Annotated in this window: 16 protein-coding genes and 1 tRNA gene; 8 read left to right on the top strand and 9 right to left on the bottom strand. The window is 61.0% G+C overall.

All coding sequences use genetic code 11. The annotated features are described in order from the left end of the window. Positions 1-62 precede the first annotated feature (62 nt). Positions 63-779 (bottom strand): DUF502 domain-containing protein, encoded by a 717-nt coding sequence (locus IG616_RS04205; RefSeq protein WP_246476126.1) that lies wholly within the window; start codon positions 777-779, stop codon positions 63-65. Positions 780-974: 195 nt separating this feature from the next. Here IG616_RS04205 and IG616_RS04200 point away from each other — a divergent pair, with 195 nt between their 5' ends. Next, entirely contained in the window at positions 975-1,349 is a 375-nt protein-coding gene (locus IG616_RS04200) for a YbaN family protein (protein WP_192146803.1), read from the top strand. A 78-nt stretch (positions 1,350-1,427) separates the two neighbouring features. Here IG616_RS04200 and IG616_RS04195 read toward each other — a convergent pair whose 3' ends face one another. The 3 genes from IG616_RS04195 to glmU all read right to left on the bottom strand — a co-directional run bounded on the left by IG616_RS04195 (position 1,428) and on the right by glmU (position 5,188). Further along, on the bottom strand, positions 1,428-1,868 hold the full coding sequence (locus IG616_RS04195) for a GNAT family acetyltransferase (protein ID WP_192146801.1): 441 nt from the start codon (positions 1,866-1,868) through the stop codon (positions 1,428-1,430). Positions 1,869-1,874: 6 nt separating this feature from the next. Next, positions 1,875-3,701, bottom strand: a complete 1,827-nt coding sequence (gene glmS, locus IG616_RS04190) for a glutamine--fructose-6-phosphate transaminase (isomerizing) (protein ID WP_192146799.1) — start codon at positions 3,699-3,701, stop codon at positions 1,875-1,877. Between the two features lie 122 nt (positions 3,702-3,823). After that, positions 3,824-5,188, bottom strand: a complete 1,365-nt coding sequence (gene glmU / locus IG616_RS04185) for a bifunctional UDP-N-acetylglucosamine diphosphorylase/glucosamine-1-phosphate N-acetyltransferase GlmU (protein WP_192146797.1) — start codon at positions 5,186-5,188, stop codon at positions 3,824-3,826. A gap of 301 nt (positions 5,189-5,489) precedes the next feature. Between glmU and IG616_RS04180 the strand changes: the two genes are divergently transcribed. Next, complete coding sequence (locus tag IG616_RS04180; RefSeq protein WP_192146794.1) at positions 5,490-6,638, top strand: hypothetical protein; 1,149 nt, start codon at positions 5,490-5,492, stop codon at positions 6,636-6,638. Positions 6,639-6,682: 44 nt separating this feature from the next. Here IG616_RS04180 and IG616_RS04175 read toward each other — a convergent pair whose 3' ends face one another. Together IG616_RS04175 and IG616_RS04170 are read right to left on the bottom strand one after the other, a co-directional pair. After that, positions 6,683-7,420 carry a cytochrome c biogenesis CcdA family protein gene (locus IG616_RS04175; RefSeq protein WP_192146792.1) on the bottom strand — a complete coding sequence of 246 codons (738 nt, stop codon included), beginning with the start codon at positions 7,418-7,420 and terminating at the stop codon, positions 6,683-6,685. Positions 7,421-7,704: 284 nt separating this feature from the next. After that, a complete protein-coding gene (locus tag IG616_RS04170; protein WP_192146790.1) occupies positions 7,705-7,995 on the bottom strand; it encodes a hypothetical protein in 291 nt (96 codons plus the stop codon). A 360-nt stretch (positions 7,996-8,355) separates the two neighbouring features. Between IG616_RS04170 and IG616_RS04165 the strand changes: the two genes are divergently transcribed. Continuing rightward, positions 8,356-8,431: transfer RNA gene (locus tag IG616_RS04165), tRNA-Lys, on the top strand. A 45-nt stretch (positions 8,432-8,476) separates the two neighbouring features. Here IG616_RS04165 and IG616_RS04160 read toward each other — a convergent pair. Genes IG616_RS04160 through IG616_RS04150 form a run of 3 tightly spaced genes read right to left on the bottom strand, consistent with a single transcriptional unit; the run spans position 8,477 to position 11,084 of the window. After that, a complete protein-coding gene (locus IG616_RS04160; protein WP_209007280.1) occupies positions 8,477-9,220 on the bottom strand; it encodes an aspartate/glutamate racemase family protein in 744 nt (247 codons plus the stop codon). Next, positions 9,217-10,395: an amidase gene (locus IG616_RS04155; protein ID WP_192146788.1), complete on the bottom strand. Its 1,179-nt coding sequence runs from the start codon at positions 10,393-10,395 to the stop codon at positions 9,217-9,219. Before IG616_RS04155 ends, IG616_RS04160 begins: the two co-directional genes overlap by 4 nt. Beyond that, positions 10,392-11,084 (bottom strand): FCD domain-containing protein, encoded by a 693-nt coding sequence (locus IG616_RS04150; protein ID WP_192146786.1) that lies wholly within the window; start codon positions 11,082-11,084, stop codon positions 10,392-10,394. Before IG616_RS04150 ends, IG616_RS04155 begins: the two co-directional genes overlap by 4 nt. 465 nt (positions 11,085-11,549) lie before the next feature. On the opposite strand from IG616_RS04150, the gene IG616_RS04145 reads away from it, so the two are divergent. The 5 genes from IG616_RS04145 to IG616_RS04125 all read left to right on the top strand — a co-directional run bounded on the left by IG616_RS04145 (position 11,550) and on the right by IG616_RS04125 (position 17,497). After that, entirely contained in the window at positions 11,550-13,160 is a 1,611-nt protein-coding gene (locus IG616_RS04145) for an ABC transporter substrate-binding protein (RefSeq protein WP_192146784.1), read from the top strand. A gap of 475 nt (positions 13,161-13,635) precedes the next feature. Further along, the gene (locus IG616_RS04140) at positions 13,636-14,589 is read left to right on the top strand and encodes an ABC transporter permease (RefSeq protein WP_192146782.1); all 954 of its coding nucleotides are present in this window, start codon (positions 13,636-13,638) and stop codon (positions 14,587-14,589) included. A 7-nt stretch (positions 14,590-14,596) separates the two neighbouring features. Beyond that, the gene (locus IG616_RS04135; protein ID WP_192147223.1) at positions 14,597-15,481 is read left to right on the top strand and encodes an ABC transporter permease; all 885 of its coding nucleotides are present in this window, start codon (positions 14,597-14,599) and stop codon (positions 15,479-15,481) included. Between the two features lie 4 nt (positions 15,482-15,485). Continuing rightward, entirely contained in the window at positions 15,486-16,517 is a 1,032-nt protein-coding gene (locus IG616_RS04130; RefSeq protein WP_425504147.1) for an ABC transporter ATP-binding protein, read from the top strand. After that, positions 16,514-17,497 carry an ABC transporter ATP-binding protein gene (locus IG616_RS04125; RefSeq protein ID WP_192146770.1) on the top strand — a complete coding sequence of 328 codons (984 nt, stop codon included), beginning with the start codon at positions 16,514-16,516 and terminating at the stop codon, positions 17,495-17,497. The genes IG616_RS04130 and IG616_RS04125 overlap by 4 nt, the downstream gene beginning before the upstream one ends. The last annotated feature ends 164 nt before the right edge of the window (positions 17,498-17,661 follow it).

Raw genomic sequence — 17,661 nt, 5'->3', positions numbered from 1 at the left:
ACGCCGTTTTTTTTTCGGAGCCCAACAGGACTTGAACTGGACAGCCAAGCGAAAAACCGGCCCTACACAGCGGCGCTTTCCAGCACCTTCTTGCCCGTCTGCTGGGCGGCGGCGATCTCGGGAAGCTCCGGATTGACCAGACCGGCGGAGATGATCAGCTTGGCGGCATCCTCGACGCTCATGTTGAGCTCGATGATCTCGTCCTTGGGCACGAACAGAAGGAAGCCCGAGGTCGGGTTGGGCGTCGTTGGAAGAAACACGGCAACCGTCTCCGCCGTGCCTTCAAGCTTGCGGGCGATTTCCCCTCGCGTTTCGGTCGAGATGAACACGACGGCCCAAAGACCCTTGCGGGGATATTCGATCAGGGCCGCCTTTTTGAAGGAATTGCCGCGCTCATCCAGAACCGTCTCGAAGATCTGCTTCAGCCCGCTGTAGAGATTGCGCACCAGCGGCATGCGATTGACGAGAGACTCGCCGAAGGACAGCAGGCTCCGGCCAAGGAAATTGGCTGCCAGAAACCCCAGCAGGGTCAGAACCATCACAGCCACAATCAGGCCAAGGCCGGGCACGGAAAACGGCAGATAGGTTTCAGGGCTGTAGGCCGTGGGAAGAACGGGCTTTACCCAGCTATCGACCCAATGGATGAAAGTCCATGTCAGCCAAAGGGTGATGCCGATCGGCCCCGCGATGACCAGTCCCGTGAGAAAATAGTTCCGCAACCGCGTTGCGAACCGGTGCCGGCGCTTCGGCTCGATAACCGGCGGAATCTCGGGGGACATGTCATCACTGCTCATTCACTGCACCTTCCCCTTCGATGTCATGTGCCCGCGCCTGCAGACATTCTGACGCCGGCGGCCACTCGCTTTCACACTTCCGCTTGTCTACATAATGCGTCAGGATGCACTGCGGTATCCTTCCCGGCTGAGATTTTTTGTGCGATCAGCCGCTTCACCTGCACCAATTGGAGGCAGCCCTTGCGGCGCACCACCTTCAAGGCCCTCGGAGCCGGTTTTGTCGTCCTCGGTGTGATCGGCGCTTTCCTGCCGCTTCTGCCGACAACGATCTTCTTCATTCTGGCGGCTGGCTGTTTCGCCCGTTCCTCGCCGGAGCTGGAGGCCCGCATTCTTTCGCATCCGACCTTCGGCCCTCCGGTACAAGCCTGGCGCGACCATGGCGCTATTCCGTTCAGGGCCAAATGCCTGGCGCTGGCCGGAATGACCTTCGGCTACGGGGTCTTTTATCTCAGCGCCCGGCCTCAAGCCTGGCTGGCAGCCCTTGTCGCAGCCGTCATGATCAGCTGTGCGGTCTTCGTCGCCACCCGCCCCGCGCCTCCCGGAGAAATGTCCTGAACGGATCGGCTCACACATCAGTTGAGCGCCCTTTCATTTTGAATCATCAAATAGGATCAGGCGGTTGGTGACGCTGAGTCAGATATCCGGAATGAGCCGCTTGCCCAGCAGAACCGCATCGTCCTCCGCGAACCCCAACCGGTCATAGAACGCCAGTACCGCCGTGTTGCTGCGGCGGACGGCCAGGCCGATCTTGGGGCAGCCGAGGGCCAGAAGAAACTGTTCGCAATGCTCCATCAGCCAGCGGCCAAGACCGGCAGACTGATGGTCCGGATGAACCGCCAGATAGTAGATCGATCCGCGATGGCCGTCGTAGCCAACCATCACCGACCCGACGACTGCTTCACTCTCCCCCTCACCGGTCAGCACCAGCAGGAACTGGCCCACCGGATCGGTGAGCTTCCGGTCAATGTCCTTGTCAGGATCGTTCCAGGGGCGGATGAGACCACAGGCTGCCCATAAATCGATCACGGCGCAGCGGTGCCGCTCCGCGAAAGGCGCAATCCTGTAGCCTTTCATCTGCCCTTACTCCACCGTCACAGACTTGGCGAGGTTGCGTGGCTGGTCCACATCCGTGCCCATGAAAACCGCCGTGTGATAGGCGATCATCTGCACAGGCAGGGCATAGATGATCGGTGCCGCGATTTCCGGAACATCCGGCAGAATCACAGTGTTTTGAGCCGCATTGCCGCTGGCGTCCGCCCCCTTCTGATCGGTGATCAGCACAATGCGTCCACCACGGGCGGCCACTTCCTGCATGTTGGAGACGGTCTTCTCATAGATGCTGTCGTGGGGAGCGATAACGAAGACAGGCATGTTCTCGTCGATCAAGGCGATCGGACCATGCTTGAGCTCACCGGCGGCATAGCCTTCGGCGTGAATGTAGGACAGTTCCTTGAGCTTGAGCGCCCCTTCCAGCGCCAGCGGGAAATTGGTGCCCCGGCCAAGGTAAAGCGCGTTGCTGACGCGCGACAGCGGCAGGGCCAGCGCCTCGATGCTGGTCTCGCACTTGAGAGCCTGAACCGCGAGACCGGGAATGGAGCCGAGGGCTGCCACCAGATCCTTTTCCTGTGCCTCGCTTACCGTGCCGCGCTGACGGCCTGCATGGAGCGCAAGAGCAGCTAGTACCGCGAGCTGACAGGTGAAAGCCTTTGTGGAGGCAACACCGATTTCCGGTCCGGCAATGGTCTGGAAGACGACATCGGATTCCCGGGCAATGGTGCTTTCCGGCACATTGACCACGGCGCCGATGGTGGCGCCGTTTTCCTTGCAATAGCGCAGAGAGGCGAGCGTATCCGCGGTCTCGCCGGACTGGGAAATGAAAAGCGCGAACTCGCCCTTGGCGACCGGCGTTTCCCGGTAGCGGAACTCGGAGGCAATATCGATATCGACCGGCAGGCGGGCGTATTTCTCAAACCAGTATTTGGCAACGAGGCCCGCCAGATACGCCGTTCCACAAGCGGAAATGAGGATGCGGTTCAGCTTGGAAAAGTCGACGGCTTCGGCGCCCGGCACCTTCACCCGGCTGTTGCCGAGGTCGATGTAGCGCGAGAGGGTATGGCCCAGAACTTCCGGCTGCTCGTGGATTTCCTTGGCCATGAAGTGCCGGTAATTGCCCTTGTCCATCAGCGCAGCCGTCACGGAGGACTTTGCCTCCGGGCGGCTGACGACCGCATTGCTGCTATCGCGAATGGTGACGCCTGACCTTGTCAGAACGGCCCAGTCGCCCTCTTCCAGATAGGTGACCCGGTCGGTGAAGGGCGACAGGGCGATGGCGTCGGAGCCGAGGAACATTTCGCCTTCGCCGTGACCGACAGCCAGCGGGGAGCCCTTACGGGCGCCAATGAGCAGGTCCTCTTCGCCCTCGAACAGGAAGGCAAGCGCAAAGGCGCCATGAAGGCGGGGCAGAACCACTTCCACGGCATCCACCGGCGAGAGCCCTTTTTCCAGCTGGGCATTGACCAGATGGGCCACCACTTCTGTGTCGGTCTCGGAGGTGATGACCGCGCCGTTGGCGGAGACCTCGGCGCGCAGCTCCAGATAATTCTCGATGATGCCATTGTGAACGACGGCAACCCGGCCAACCATATGCGGATGGGCATTGATCACACTCGGGCCGCCATGGGTTGCCCAGCGGGTGTGGCCGATACCAACAGAGCCGCCGACCGGTTGGCTGGCGAGCCGGGCTTCCAGATTGCGCAGCTTGCCTTCGGCGCGGCTGCGCACAAGCTTGCCGTTCTCGAGCGCGGCAATACCGGCTGAGTCGTAGCCCCGGTATTCCAGGCGCTTCAGCGCATCCACAAGCCGGGGCGCCACATCCAAAGATCCGAGAATACCGACAATACCGCACATAAAGGATGCTTCCTTGAAAATGAAAAGGCCGCCAAGCTTTACCGGAGGCGGCCTTTGAATTTAAAATCAAACCCTGTTTCACTTCGTTTCACCGGCAGAAACGCTGGTAACAGGTTGCGCGGTCACTCGCCCTTGGACTTTGCGTCCTTAGCAGCCTTGAACTTGGCACGGAGTTCTTCCGCCCTGTGGCGCTTGATGATCTGGCGGGCGCGGCCGATCACAAGCGCATCCGCTTCAACCGGTTCGGTCACCACACTGCCAGCCGCCACATAAGCGCCCTTGCCAAGCGTGACAGGAGCCACGAGCGTCGAATTGGAGCCGATGAAACTTCCCGGCCCGATGTCGGTGTGATGCTTGCCGAACCCGTCATAATTGCAGGTGATGGTGCCGGCGCCGATGTTGCTTGCCGCGCCAACGGTTGCATCGCCAATATAGGTCAGATGATTGACCTTGGCGCCCTCGCCCACCTTCGCGTTCTTGATCTCGACAAAGTTGCCTATATGCGCCCCCTCGGAGAGGTTCGCACCGGGGCGCAGCCGGGCAAAGGGGCCGACGGTCGACCCCGCACCGACCTGCGCGCCTTCAAGATGGCTGAACGCCCGGATGACAGATCCGCTCTCGACCGAGACACCTGGCCCGAACACGATGTTCTGTTCAAGGGTTACATCCGGAGCAATGCGGGTATCGTGGGCGAAAAAAACAGTATCGGGTGCCAGAAGCGTCACGCCCCGCTCCATCGCGTCCTTGCGCATCCGGTCCTGAAAAACCGCCTCGCACTGGCTGAGCTGCTCGCGGGTGTTAACCCCCTGCACTTCGCTCTCGTCACCTTCCACGGCGGTCACGTTGAGACCGCGCGCGCTGGCAATCTCAACTGCATCCGTCAGGTAGAACTCACCCTTGGCATTGCTGTTGCCGATGGCTTCCAGCAGGGACAGCGCATGCGCTCCGCGGAAGCCCATGATGCCGGAGTTGCAGAAAGTGACCTTCCGTTCTTCCTCGCTGGCATCCTTTTCTTCCCGGATCGCCGTCACCCGCCCGCCATCGATCAGCAAACGGCCATAGCCGAAAGGCTTGTCCGTCCGGAACCCCAGCACAGCTACATCAGCACCCCCCGCAAGTTCCCCGCGGACCAGGGCGATCGTCTCCGGGGTGACCAGCGGCGTGTCTCCGAAGAGCACAAGAATATCATCCGCCCGTTCTTCAAGCGCAGAACGGGCTGCCAGAACCGCATGGGCCGTTCCCAGGCGTTCCAGCTGAACATAACAGGCGGCCTCAGGCGCAAGTTTGGCAACCAGATCTTCCAGTTCCGGCATCTCCGGTCCCACGACCACCGCGGACCGGCTCGCTCCGGCAGCTTTCACCGCAGAGAGCACATGGCCGACCAAGGGCATATACCCCACAGGATGCATCACTTTTGGCAAGGCGGACCGCATGCGCGTCCCAAGGCCTGCGGCCAGCACGATTGCCAGAAAACTTCGGGTGGTCATCAAGGCACTCCCGTAACATCACCATGCGGCGCAGGTCAAAAAACCAGCCCCGAGACCGGGCCAGCGTGACGCCGTTTCATGGCGTCTATATGCCTTTTCCGTGAAAACAATGAAAGCGCATGCACTGTTCTTCACAGATCAACCGGGAAAGCCGAAGCTTTATCTGCGTTTAACTCAATCATCCTTGGAAACGGCTGGACCGGACGATTGCCCGTTAACTATATTTTCGGTCAGATAGGAGAGATTTGCGGACAGATTCGTCTGATCCGTATTTTTCACGTTGCGCAGGACAACAGAACGCGTGCCCAAGGGACCGGCAAAAGGCAGAACCAGAGACCTCGTCACGCAGGCGTTGACTACGCAGCGTGTCTTTGTCAGCTGCTGGGCGCTTGGTGCCATCTTTGCCGGCAGCATGGGCCTGGCCGCTTATAATTTCGGAACCGGGCGGCTGGACCTCAATACCTATGCGGGGGTGCGCCTTCCCCCTCCCGGAGACGTCAGCACGACGGCCTCGATCGGCCGGGACGACATTCAGGTCTACCCATCTCAGCGCAGTCAGTTTCCCCAGAACACCAGCCATATCAATGCGCTTCAGAGCGAACTGGCAACGCTGCGCATGCGGCTGACGACGCTGGCCCAGCAAAACGAGCGCTACTCCGCACGGATTGCGAAACTGGAAAGCCAGGCCAGCCTCCCCCAGGGCCCGGGCCTTGCCAAATCGCCGGATGGCGGTGCTGGAGACAATCAGAAGCCTGCTGCGGTCAAAACGCCCATGCAGGCGAAGACTGGGCCCGAGCCTGCGCGCACGGAACCAAAGAGCGCCTCCGAGACGCTGCCTCACCGGAAAGTGGAAACCCTGCCTGCGCCAGAAACACTCACCGGACAGGCCTTCAGACGCGGCAATCCGGAGCAGACAGCACCGCTGGCGGACGTTTCCGGCACACTGGCTCCGAAGCATGCAGAAGCCTCCAAACCGGACCCGGTCCGGTTTGCCGTCAACAATGCGCTTCTTCCACCGGTAGACGGAACTCCGTCCGAAACAGGGTCCATTCCGCAGCAGGATGTCCCAGATCCGGAAGCCAAACCGTCTCTGGTTGTTCCAGGGCAAGCCTCGGGGAGAGTTTCGGGTTCTGAAGGAACGTCAGTCCGGCGCACGGATTTCGCGGTGATTGTCGGCCACTTCAAGGACGAGTCTGCTGCCAAAACAGCCTGGCGGAACTTCGAGCACCAGAACGCAGACCGCATGCGCGGTATGCAGGCCCGGCTCATGCCCTCGGAACTGAACCCCGGTGAACTGGATCTGCTCCTTGGCCCCTTCGCCAATGCAGCTGACGCAGCTGTGGCCTGCCTGAAGCTTCTGGATATTTCAGGCGCCTGCCGTCCAGCCTTTTTCGCAGGAAACGAACTCCCCTCCGATCAGGTTCAGCTCGAAGCCAGCATGCGCTTCTGAGCCACTTCTCAAGGTCAGCAGACGAGAAGCCTGCCCTCACGTCCTTACCCAATCGCAGAGAAAGCCGGGAAGGTTTCAAGGAGCCAATAGGAGAACGTGGCCATCTGTCCGGTGATGAAAAGCAGCCCGGTCAGAACAAGGACCACGCCCATGGCCTTTTCCACCATCCCCATGTGACGGCGGAACTTCTTCATAAATCCCAGGAATGGTCCGGCAAAGAGCGCTGCCAGAAGAAAGGGAATGCCAAGGCCGAGCGCGTAAGACGTCAGAAGCAGCGCGCCTTGAGTCACTGTCTCCTCAGATCCGGCGACGAAAAGAATCGCCGCCAGGATCGGCCCGACACAGGGCGTCCAGCCGAACGCAAAAGCCAGACCGATGACATAAGCACCAAGCAAGCCGGTTGGCTTGCGCTCAACATGCACGCGTGCCTCGCGGTAGAGAAACGCGATCCGGAAGACGCCCAGAAAGTGAAGCCCCATCACGATGATCGCCGCACCGGCGATATAGCCCAGGAACTGGATATGCTGGGTGACGAACTGGCCAAGGAAACTGGCGCTGGCGCCAAGCGCGACAAACACCGTCGTAAAGCCTGCGACGAAGGCCAGTGACGCCAGAAAAACCCGGCGGGACGCGGATTTATGATCATCCTTGCCCGTGAGTTCTTCAAGAGACACTCCGGCAATGAAGCCCAGATAGGGCGGCACAAGAGGCAGGACGCATGGCGACACAAAAGACAGCAGCCCCGCCAAAAAGGCTCCCCAGATTGTCACATTCCCCAGCATTGCGCGTCTTCCTGTTCGTGGCCGGACATCTGCCAGCTTTCTTCCGCTCCCGGACCACCCTGAGATATCTGCGATCTATAGTCCACGGAGCGGGCTGACAGGAAGCCACAAATGGCTCACCATTTCGAGAGGCAGATCGACGCACGGCAATTCACCGTCGCGGGTCCCGGAATTGGCTCCGCCCCGATCAGGTACCGGACAAGGCCTCAGAATCGAAAAAGCGCCAACAGGTCTGTCAGCGCTTTCAATCTTCACATCACACTTGCAGCAGCAAGGAGCAGGTTTTATTCGCGCCCACCCTCAATCACTTCAAAAACGGCCTGCCGGAGCTGTCCTTCGTCGCGGCCCGAACGAAGCCCGTCGCGCCACTGGTCAAGCACCAGACGCAGACCAAGCGTGTCGCGTGTGTGCGGCAGCTCCGAAATAAAGCCCGCAAAAAACGTATCAAGCCTCAGCCGGTCGATCACACCCTGATCAATCAGCCCCAGAACAAGTGTCATTGTCGCGGCGATATGACCTCTGACGAACTCAAGTTCGACAGGTTCCGCAACCGGATCGGCATAATGGTCTGGCATTTAGCCTCGCTCTTGGTGTGCTGGGCTCACTTGAAGGCCGGCGCCAAAGCCTTGCTTCGATGCTGCTGCAAGTTTTGCTAATAATGATGAATGTAACTTACAACAATTTTCCCGCTACCGGAATCGTCAATACCACCTAAACCGGAGGCTTTTTCCGGAACTGACCGGATGGACTTGATGGTTAGGTTAATTCCACCAGGATCCCGCGCTTGCCGGATGGTTCTCCACCTTACACACGATTTTTTGTCCAAACAGGCTTGAAACCCGGAGCCTGTCAGCATACACAACGCCACATCCGCATCGGAAGCGCCTTGGCGCGGCTGACCAGAGCCTTATAATTCCTTGTGAATCCCTTGTTGGGAGCGCGTAGCTCAGCTGGTAGAGCAACTGACTTTTAATCAGTAGGTCCAGGGTTCGAACCCCTGCGCGCTCACCACTCCCTCTCCTTCAAAGCATTGATCGCACTGATCTTTTTCCGCAGTCATGCGGCTGCAACGAGCTTCGCCATATGCCGGACAGCTGCCGGGATCGGCTCGATCAGCGGAACTGGGCTGACGGATGCAAGCGCGCGGGCGGCGCTGGCGAGCGGACCTCCGCCAATGATGACTGCCTCTACGGCATCCTGACGGGCAGCGGCCCCGATCGCGCGAAGCAGCTCCTCAAGCAGCGCCTCTTCATTTGCCATCAGGTGGGCAGGATCGCCCGGTGTCAGCCAGACGCCGGCAAACAGGGCTCCAAATCCTTCGCCTACCGCCCTTGCGGTGATCGCCGCCTTCAGGTCCGGCGTGGTTGTCACAACCGCGAAACGCCGGCCTCCTCCGGCAGCCTCATGGAAGGACGATTCGGCAATGCCCGCGACAGGAACGCTCAACCGGCGGCGCAGCGTGTCCAGTCCCGGATCGCCGAAGGCAGAGACAATCACGCCCGCGGTTTCCAGCGGCAGGGAAAGGCCGAGATCCACAACGGCCTGCGCTGCCGCGGACAGAGCCGGTTCGTTTGTGATCAGCGGCACGCCGGACGCCACTGTCATGCCTTCGATCGAAAGCCCCTCGCCCTGCCCTTCGCTGACCGCCAGCTGCAAGGCCGCATCGCGGGCAATCTCCACCATCCGGCTTGTGGTGCCGCAATTGGTATTGGGATTGATGAGAACAATGCGCGGAGAAGAGCGTTGCCCCTCTCCTGCGGCCTGCTTTTCAGCCTGTCTGCCCGGTCCCGCCCCGGTCACAATGCGGCTGCCAGTGCCAGAAGATCCTGATCCCGGCACCTTGGCGCAATGAGCGACAGCCCGACTGGCGCACCTTCGTGCAAAACACCGGGCACAGAGAGCTCCGGATAGCCGTTCAGCCCCGAGATGCACGTCAGGCACATGGTCTGGCCACGGTAGGCATCCAGCTCCGGCTCAAGTGTGTCGATCTTGGGCGCAGGCCCCGGCGCAGACGGGATCACCAAAACAGTGCCTGCCGCAAAAACCGTATCCATCTCGGCCCGGATCGCCTCGCGATGGGCGCAGGCATCCTGGAAGGCCTTTTCCGAAATCTTCGAGCCGAACTCGAACCTTGCACCAACACCCGGCCCGAATTCCGGTTTCTCGCGGGTGATCCAATCGCCATTTGCCTGCCAGGCCTCATAGCTCTGCAGGGTGCGGAAGGTCTGCAGCCAGTCTTCCAGCGGCAGGCCCGGCAGTGCGGAGCGCTCGATCTCAAGGCCAAGGGCCTCCAGTCTGCCTAAAACTGCCGCAAAAGAAGCCCGGACCTGAGGTGTCAGCCGCGCCCAAATCTCATCCGGAATCCAGAGCCTGTCCGGCACCCGGCCTGCTCCGGCCTTGATGCCGAAGGAGGCGGACACCTTGAGCATGGTGCCGAGATCACGGGTAAACCAGCCGGGCACGTCGAAACTCGCCGCAAGCGGCAGCAAGCCGGTGCCATCAATGCGCCCATGAGTCGGGCGCAGACCAAACAGACCGCAGAAGGACGCCGGAACACGCACGGAGCCGCCCGTGTCGCTGCCGAGGGCGAAATCGGCCAGACCGGCTGCGACGGCTGAAGCAGAGCCAGACGACGAACCACCCGGCACCCGGTCTGGCGCGGCAGAGTTGAGCGGTGTCCCGTAATGAGCATTGATCCCGGTGATTGAAAAGGCCAGCTCTTCCATCAAGGTGAAACCGTTCAGGTTTGCGCCCGCATCCAGCATCAGCCGCACCGCAGGAGCAGTCTCCTGGCTGGCGGCATGGGTTGCCTTCCAGAGAGGATTGCCGTTGCCGGCCACCCGCCCCTCATAGGCGTAGTTGTCCTTGACGGCGAAACTCAGACCGCTGAGAGGCCCCGCGCCGCCGGAAACGGGATGCTGAAAATACTCGGCATATGCACCGGCAGTGTCCGTGACCGCATGAATGACGCTCATTGAGTTTGCTCCCTGGGGGACAGATTGATGTTAATGTCGAGGTCGCAACGCCTTGCGGCTGCGATGATGTGATTTTCCAGCGCCGCGCAAGCAGCATCGCAATCGCCCGCCTCGATGGCCGCGAGAATGGACATGTGCTCCTCTGCGGTATCACGGACCTGCTCCAGCATGACCATTGGAACCCATTGGCTGTTCTGCATGACCCGCGAAAGGTGTCTGCGGATATCGTCGTAAAGATGGTTGCCGCAGTGCTCGAAAATCACATCGTGAAAGAGCGTGTCCTGCTCGGCAGCCAGAACGGAATTGCCATTCGAGGCAGCCACCTTCAGGGCATCGGCGTAGGCGCGCAGCCTTTGCAGCGCAGCGCCCTTGAGGTTCGGAAAGGCCAGACGCAGGGCTGCAGGCTCAAAGCTCACCCGGAACTGGAACACCTCCTTGAGAGCATAGCCAGCCTCCAGCGGCCACATATCGGCAGGGCTTCTGCCGCCGGGAGCTGCAACGAACACACCCTTGCGCTTTTCCACCCTCACCAGCCCAAGCGTTTCCAGCATGGAGACCGCTTCACGGACGGACGGGCGCGAGGCGCCCAGCAGCACCGTCATATCCCGCTGAGATGGCAGCATGTCGCCAGCCTGCAGGCTGCGCTCCGCGATCATGTCCTGGATGGCACGCGCAACCCGGGATGGCACTGAGGAGGATGCTTCTTCCTGAGGTTCATCCGAGCCTTGAAAAGGGTCTGCCGGCACCCTGCCTGCTGCATTTCTCATCATCTATGCCCAAACTATAATCTTGCATGAATTTTGACCAAAACCTACCGTCATCTGGTCAGACCAGATAGTCGTAACCCGACTTCAAACTTGAAAACAAGCACGAAAATCAACTGGCAAAATATTGTTTTTCTTATCCTTTCTCCAACGAGAAGGGGTTGAGCGCGCCTAGGCGCCGGAGATACGATCCGGCACACCTGCAGAACGAGTTCACAGAGGACACGCTCTTGGAGATCCGGTCAAGAACAGCAGCGGCCAGCAAGGCCGACGGGAGACACGGCAGCGCGGAATGCATCGCGCCACAGGGAAACGCAGCAGGCAGACGGCACGACCAAAACATCAACGCAGGCGCCATGCCTGCGGCATGTTGAAAAGAGGATGACGGGAATGGCTCTCAAGACGTTCAAGAAAGCGGCGCTCGCGACTTTGTCGCTCGCCCTGCTGGCTTCCACCTCAATTGACGGATGGGCCGGCGGCACATTGCGTATCGGCATGACGGCGGCGGATATTCCGCTGACCACCGGTCAGACGGACCAGGGCGGCGAAGGCATGCGCTTCATGGGCTACACGGTCTATGACTCTCTGGTCGAGTGGGATCTGACCAGCGCCGACAAGCCGTCTGTCCTGATCCCCGGCCTTGCCACAGAATGGTCGGTCGACCCGAACGACACCACCAAGTGGACCTTCAAGCTGCGCGAAGGCGTCACCTTCCACGACGGCAGCCCGTTTACCGCCGAAACCGTGGTCTGGAACCTGGAAAAGCTGCTGAACCCAGATGCGGAACAGTATGATCCGCGCCAGTCTGCCCAGGGCAAGTCGCGCATTCCGGCTGTTGCTTCCTACAAGGCTATCGACGACCTCACCCTTGAAATCACCACCAAGGAGCCAGACGCGACCCTGCCCTACCAGCTCGCCTGGATCCTGATGTCCTCCAAGGCCAACTGGGAAGCCCATGGCAAGAGCTGGGAAGAGGTTGCCAAGGCCCCTTCCGGCACAGGCCCGTGGAAGCTGACCAGCTTCGTGCCGCGCGAGCGCGCCGAAATGGTGCCGAACGATGCCTATTGGGACAAGACCCGCGTGCCGCAACTGGACAAGATGGTCCTGATGCCGTTGCCGGAGCCTAATGCCCGGACCGCCGCGATCATGTCCGGTCAGGTCGACTGGATCGAAGCTCCGGCCCCGGATACCATTCCGGCCCTGAAGGGCAACGGATTCCAGATCGTCTCCAACGCCTATCCGCACAACTGGACCTGGCACCTGTCCCGCCTGGATGGCTCGCCCTGGAACGACATCCGCGTGCGCAAGGCGGCAAACCTTGCGATTGACCGCGAAGGCCTAAGTGAACTCCTCGGCGGTCTGGCGATTCCGGCCAAGGGTTTCCTGCCGCCGTCCAGCCAGTGGTTCGGCAAGCCGACCTTCGACGTGAAATATGACCCGGAAGAAGCCAAGAAGCTTCTGGCGGAAGCCGGCTACGGCCCGGACAAGCCGCTGAAGGTGAAGGCCCTGATTTCCCCGTCCGGGTCCGGCCAGATGCTGCCGCTGCCGATGAACGAATACATCCAGCAGAGCCTGGCAGAAGTCGGCATCGAAGTGGAATTCATGGTCGTGGAATGGAACCAGATGATCAATCTGTGGCGCGCTGGCGCGGCAGACCCGAGCGTTGAAGGCTCCCAGTCCATCAACTTCACCTACTTCATCCAGGATCCGTTCACCGGCCTTATCCGTCACCTCTCCTGTGACCTGATCGCCCCGAACGGCACCAACTGGGGCCACTATTGCGATCCGGAGATGCAGGACCTGTTCAAGCAGATCAAGACCACCTTCGATCCGGAAGCCCAGAACGAGGTTCTGCGCAAGACCCACGAGAAATACGTCAATGACGCCCTCTTCCTGATGGTCACCCATGACGTGGCACCGCGGGCGCTCAGCCCGAAGGTGAAGGGCTTCGTGCAGGCCCAGAACTGGTACCAGAACTTCTCGTCCATCACGATGGACTGATGCCATTCCGGCTGGCGGAGCAATCCGCCAGCCGGAATGGCTTAAGTGGCAGGAACCGGCCTCTTTGAGGTCGTGATGACCAGACATGATCTGGTCATCCACGCCGTTCCTTCAATGCCGATGGGTCAAACCGATTCTGTCCGGTGGAGATGCCTTTGTTTAAATCGCAAACAGCCCGGCAGGCTCCAGTCTCCCCCCTTGCGGGGGAGATGCCCCCGAATGGGGGCAGAGGGGGGTATAGACCTCTCAGAGCACAACCGCTCTTACCGGCTATGCAGATGCGTTCCCCCCCTCTGTCAGCTTCCGCTGACATCTCCCCCGCAAGGGGGGAGAGGGCATATGCCGCCACGGCCTCAACTCCGGTCAAGCTCCTGCCGGAAAGACCGGCAGAAAGTTTGCAATCATCTTTACGGACGGAGCAATCCGCCCGTTTTCCAGCCAGTTTTGGCCAGCTATTCAAGGAACGGACCAGGGAATGTTTACCTATCTCGTTCGGCGCCTGATCTATGTTCTCCCCGTCGCCATCGGCGTGAGCATGTTCTGCTTTCTGCTCGTCCACATCGCGCCTGGTGATCCGCTGACCGCGATCATGCCGGTGGATGCCACTGCGGAAGAACAAGCCGCCATGCGCTCGGCCTATGGCCTCGACAAACCTATGCCCGTTCAATACGCAATCTGGATCGGCAAGGCCGCGACCGGCGATCTCGGCAAGTCCATCGCTACTGGACGCCCTGTGGCCGGCGAAGTTTTCCTTGCGGTCAAGAACTCGCTGCTCCTGGCCTTCGCGGCTAGCGTGATTGCCTTCCCCATCGGGCTGTTTCTCGGCTTCCTCGCAGGCTATTTCCGCGACACGATCTTCGACAGGATGATCACGGCCGTCGCCATCACCGGTGTCTCCGTTCCCAACTACTGGCTCGGCATCGTTCTGGTCATCGTCTTTTCCGTCCAGCTCGGCTGGCTGCCCTCCATGGGCGCGGGCCCTGGCGGCTCGGGCGAATGGAGCTGGGATCTGGAGCATATCCGCTTTCTCATCCTGCCTGCCGTGACGCTGGCCGTCGTGCCGATCGGCATCGTTGCCCGTACCGTGCGTGCACTCGTGGGCGACATCTTCTCCATGGATTTTGTCCAGGCGCTGTTCGCCAAGGGCCTCTATCCCATGGACGTGCTGCGCCACGTGATCCGCAATGCCGCCCCGACGGCCCTCTCGGTCATGGGGCTTCAGCTCGGCTACCTGCTCGGCGGCTCGATCCTGATTGAGACCGTTTTCAACTGGCCCGGCTCCGGCTTTCTCCTGTCCAACGCCATCTTCCAGCGCGACCTGCCGCTCCTGCAGGGCACCATTCTGGTTCTGGCGCTGTTCTTCGTGACCATGAACCTGATCGTTGATGTCCTTCAGGCCGCCATCGACCCGCGCATTAAAAGGTCCTGACATGATTATGGCAGCAACCGAAACAAATGCTCCGGCAGAACAGGTGGCCAAGACGAAGGGCTACTGGAGCGGCGTGGTCAAGCGCTTCTCCCGCGATCCGGTCGCCGTCACCTGTGCGGTGATCATCCTGCTCCTGATCCTGGCAGCGATCTTCGCGCCCTATCTGGGACTGAATGATCCCTACAAGGCCAGCATGATCAAGCGCCTGAAGCCCATCGGCTATCCCGGCTTTCCGCTCGGCACCGACGAACAGGGGCGCGACATGCTGGCCCGGCTGATCTACGGCGGGCGACTGACGCTCTTCACCGGGCTGGTGCCGGTCGTTCTCGCCTTCGTCATGGGCTCCACTTTGGGCCTGATCGCCGGCTATGCGGGTGGCTGGGTCAACACGGTCATCATGCGCACGGTCGACGTGTTCTTCGCCTTCCCCTCCGTGCTTCTGGCCATCGCCATTTCCGGTGCTCTGGGGGCAGGCATTCTCAACACCATCGTGTCGCTCACAATTGTGTTCATTCCGCCGATTGCCCGCGTTGCTGAAAGCGCGACAGCAAGCGTCAGGGCGCTTGATTACATCGACGCGGCAAGGGCCTCGGGCGGCAATGCCCTGACCATCATCCGGGTGCATGTGCTCGGCAACGTACTCGGCCCGATCTTCGTCTATGCCACGAGCCTGACCAGCGTCTGCATGATCCTGGCTGCAGGTCTCTCCTTCCTCGGCATCGGTGTGCGCCCGCCGGAGCCGGAATGGGGCCTGATGCTCAACACCCTGCGCACGGCGATCTACGTCAATCCCTGGGTCGCCGCCCTTCCCGGCCTGATGATCTTCATCACGTCCCTGTGCCTCAATCTTCTGAGCGACGGTTTGCGGAGTGCCATGAATGTCAAGGACTGAGCCCATGACCAGACAAGAGGACCGCGGCGGACCGCGCCAGCCACTCCTGATCGCCAAGGATCTGAAGCGTCACTTTCCGATCCGCTCCGGCCTCCTGAACCGCCAGACGGCCACCGTTCATGCAGTCGACGGCGTGTCTTTCGATGTGAAGAAGGGCGAAGTGCTGGGCATCGTCGGCGAGAGCGGCTGCGGCAAGTCCACCACGGCCCGGCTGATGATCGGCCTGATCGAGCTGGATGACGGCCAGATCATTTTCGATGGTGACGTTCTGGGAGAGGATATTACGCTCAAGGAGTTGCGCCGGGGCGTTCAGATGGTGTTTCAGGACAGCTACGCCTCTCTCAATCCCCGCCTGACCATTCTGGACTCCATCGCCTTCGGCCCGAAGATCAACGGTCTGGAAGACCCGGAGGGCAAGGCAAGGAACCTGTTGAAGCGCGTCGGGCTGGAGCCGGAGCGGTTCGCCCACCGCTATCCGCACGAACTCTCTGGTGGTCAGCGCCAGCGCGTCAACATTGCCCGGGCTCTCGCCATGGAGCCCCGCCTGGTGATCCTGGATGAGGCGGTTTCCGCTCTCGACAAATCGGTCGAAGCCCAGGTGCTCAATCTTCTCAATGAGCTGAGAGAAGAGTTCGGCCTGACCTATATCTTCATCTCCCACGATCTCAATGTCGTGCGCTACATCTCCGACCGGGTTCTGGTGATGTATCTGGGTGAAGTGGTCGAGGTCGGGCCAGCCGAGGCAATCTATCACAATCAGGCACACCCCTATACCTCGTCCCTGTTCGCGGCCATGCCCTCCATGGATCCGGACAACCGGACGGAAGAACCGCCGCTGGCGGGCGATCCGCCCAATCCGATCAACCCGCCCTCCGGCTGCCGCTTCCACACCCGTTGCAAATTCGCCGAAAGCGTCTGCAGCGCGGCCAAGCCGAAGCTCAGCGTCATTGGTGGTGATGAGACCCATCTGGCAGCCTGCCACATGATGGACCCGGCCTCCGGCCACAGCCAGGCATTCAAGGAGGCCGCGGAATGAGCGAGACACCGCTTGTCGAGTTCAAGGACCTTGTCGTCCGCTTCAAGGGTGAGCGCACGGTCCATGCCATCAATGGCCTGAACCTCAGCCTGAAGCCGGGCGAAATGCTGGGGCTGCTCGGCGAATCCGGTTCGGGCAAGAGCGTCACGCTGAAGACGCTTCTCCGCCTGCTGCCGCCCAAGCGCACGGATCTGGAAGGCTCCGTGACGGTTCTAGGCACCGATGTCATGTCGCTTTCCGGCCGGGCACTGGCCAAATACCGGGGTGGTGATGTCTCCATGGTGTTTCAGGAGCCAGCGCTGGCGCTGGATCCAGTCTACACCATCGGCGACCAGATCGCCGAAACAGTCATGCGGCACAAGGGCATCAGCAAGCTCGCCGCCATGGATGTGGCCCTCGATATGCTGACGCGGGTGCGCATCCCCTCGCCCGAACGGCGGCTGAAGAACTATCCGCATGAAATGTCCGGCGGCATGCGCCAGCGCGCCATGATCGCCCTCGCCCTTGCCTGCCGCCCGAAGCTGCTCCTGGCCGATGAGCCGACGACCGCGCTGGATGCGACCGTCCAGATCCAGATCCTTCTGCTGCTGCGTGAACTGCAGAAGGAATTCGGCATGGGCGTGATCTTCGTGACCCATGACATTGGCGTTGCTGTCGAGGTCTCCGACCGGATCGCGGTCATGTATGCAGGCAATATCGTCGAGACCGGAACGACACGCGACGTGATCAAGAATCCCCGCCACCCCTACACCAAGGGGCTTCTGGCGGCCAATCTCCATGGAGCGGTGAAAGGCAGCCGTCTCGACGCGATCCCCGGATCGCCGCCGCCGCTGGAGGATGCGCCTTCCAGCTGCTCCTTCGCGCCCCGTTGCAGCCTGGCGCGGCCGGAGTGCTGGAAGGCGCTACCGCCCCGCGTGGATCTGGGCGGCGGCCACGAGGCAGCCTGCGTCCTGGCGGCAGAGGAAGCTGTAACAGCATAAAAGGCGTTCGGGTGCCTCGGATCTACGTCCATCCCACAAGGCGGAACCACGCCTCCTCATAGCTTTGGCGTTGCCTCCAGCACGCGCTGCCCCGGCCTTGAGCCGGGGCCAATCTCCGGATCGCATAGGTCCCGGCTCAAGGCCGGGACGGCGTGCGGGGCAAG

Origin of the sequence: Roseibium litorale (genome assembly GCF_014842915.1) — a bacterium.
Classification (GTDB): domain Bacteria; phylum Pseudomonadota; class Alphaproteobacteria; order Rhizobiales; family Stappiaceae; genus Roseibium; species Roseibium litorale.
Note: the sequence above shows the minus strand (reverse complement) of the source record. Positions and strands in the feature narration are given on the sequence as shown.

Excerpts from the sequence above, each read along its gene's own strand:
- glmU (WP_192146797.1), bottom strand. The coding sequence starts at position 5,188 with ATGACCACCCGAAGTTTTCTGGCAATCGTGCTGGCCGCAGGCCTTGGG.
- IG616_RS04130 (WP_425504147.1), top strand. The coding sequence starts at position 15,486 with ATGACCAGACAAGAGGACCGCGGCGGACCGCGCCAGCCACTCCTGATC.
- IG616_RS04175 (WP_192146792.1), bottom strand. The coding sequence starts at position 7,420 with ATGCTGGGGAATGTGACAATCTGGGGAGCCTTTTTGGCGGGGCTGCTG.
- IG616_RS04145 (WP_192146784.1), top strand. The coding sequence starts at position 11,550 with ATGGCTCTCAAGACGTTCAAGAAAGCGGCGCTCGCGACTTTGTCGCTC.
- IG616_RS04205 (WP_246476126.1), bottom strand. The coding sequence starts at position 779 with ATGTCCCCCGAGATTCCGCCGGTTATCGAGCCGAAGCGCCGGCACCGG.
- IG616_RS04125 (WP_192146770.1), top strand. The coding sequence starts at position 16,514 with ATGAGCGAGACACCGCTTGTCGAGTTCAAGGACCTTGTCGTCCGCTTC.
- IG616_RS04135 (WP_192147223.1), top strand. The coding sequence starts at position 14,597 with ATGGCAGCAACCGAAACAAATGCTCCGGCAGAACAGGTGGCCAAGACG.
- glmS (WP_192146799.1), bottom strand. The coding sequence starts at position 3,701 with ATGTGCGGTATTGTCGGTATTCTCGGATCTTTGGATGTGGCGCCCCGG.
- IG616_RS04155 (WP_192146788.1), bottom strand. The coding sequence starts at position 10,395 with ATGAGCGTCATTCATGCGGTCACGGACACTGCCGGTGCATATGCCGAG.
- IG616_RS04195 (WP_192146801.1), bottom strand. The coding sequence starts at position 1,868 with ATGAAAGGCTACAGGATTGCGCCTTTCGCGGAGCGGCACCGCTGCGCC.
- IG616_RS04170 (WP_192146790.1), bottom strand. The coding sequence starts at position 7,995 with ATGCCAGACCATTATGCCGATCCGGTTGCGGAACCTGTCGAACTTGAG.
- IG616_RS04140 (WP_192146782.1), top strand. The coding sequence starts at position 13,636 with ATGTTTACCTATCTCGTTCGGCGCCTGATCTATGTTCTCCCCGTCGCC.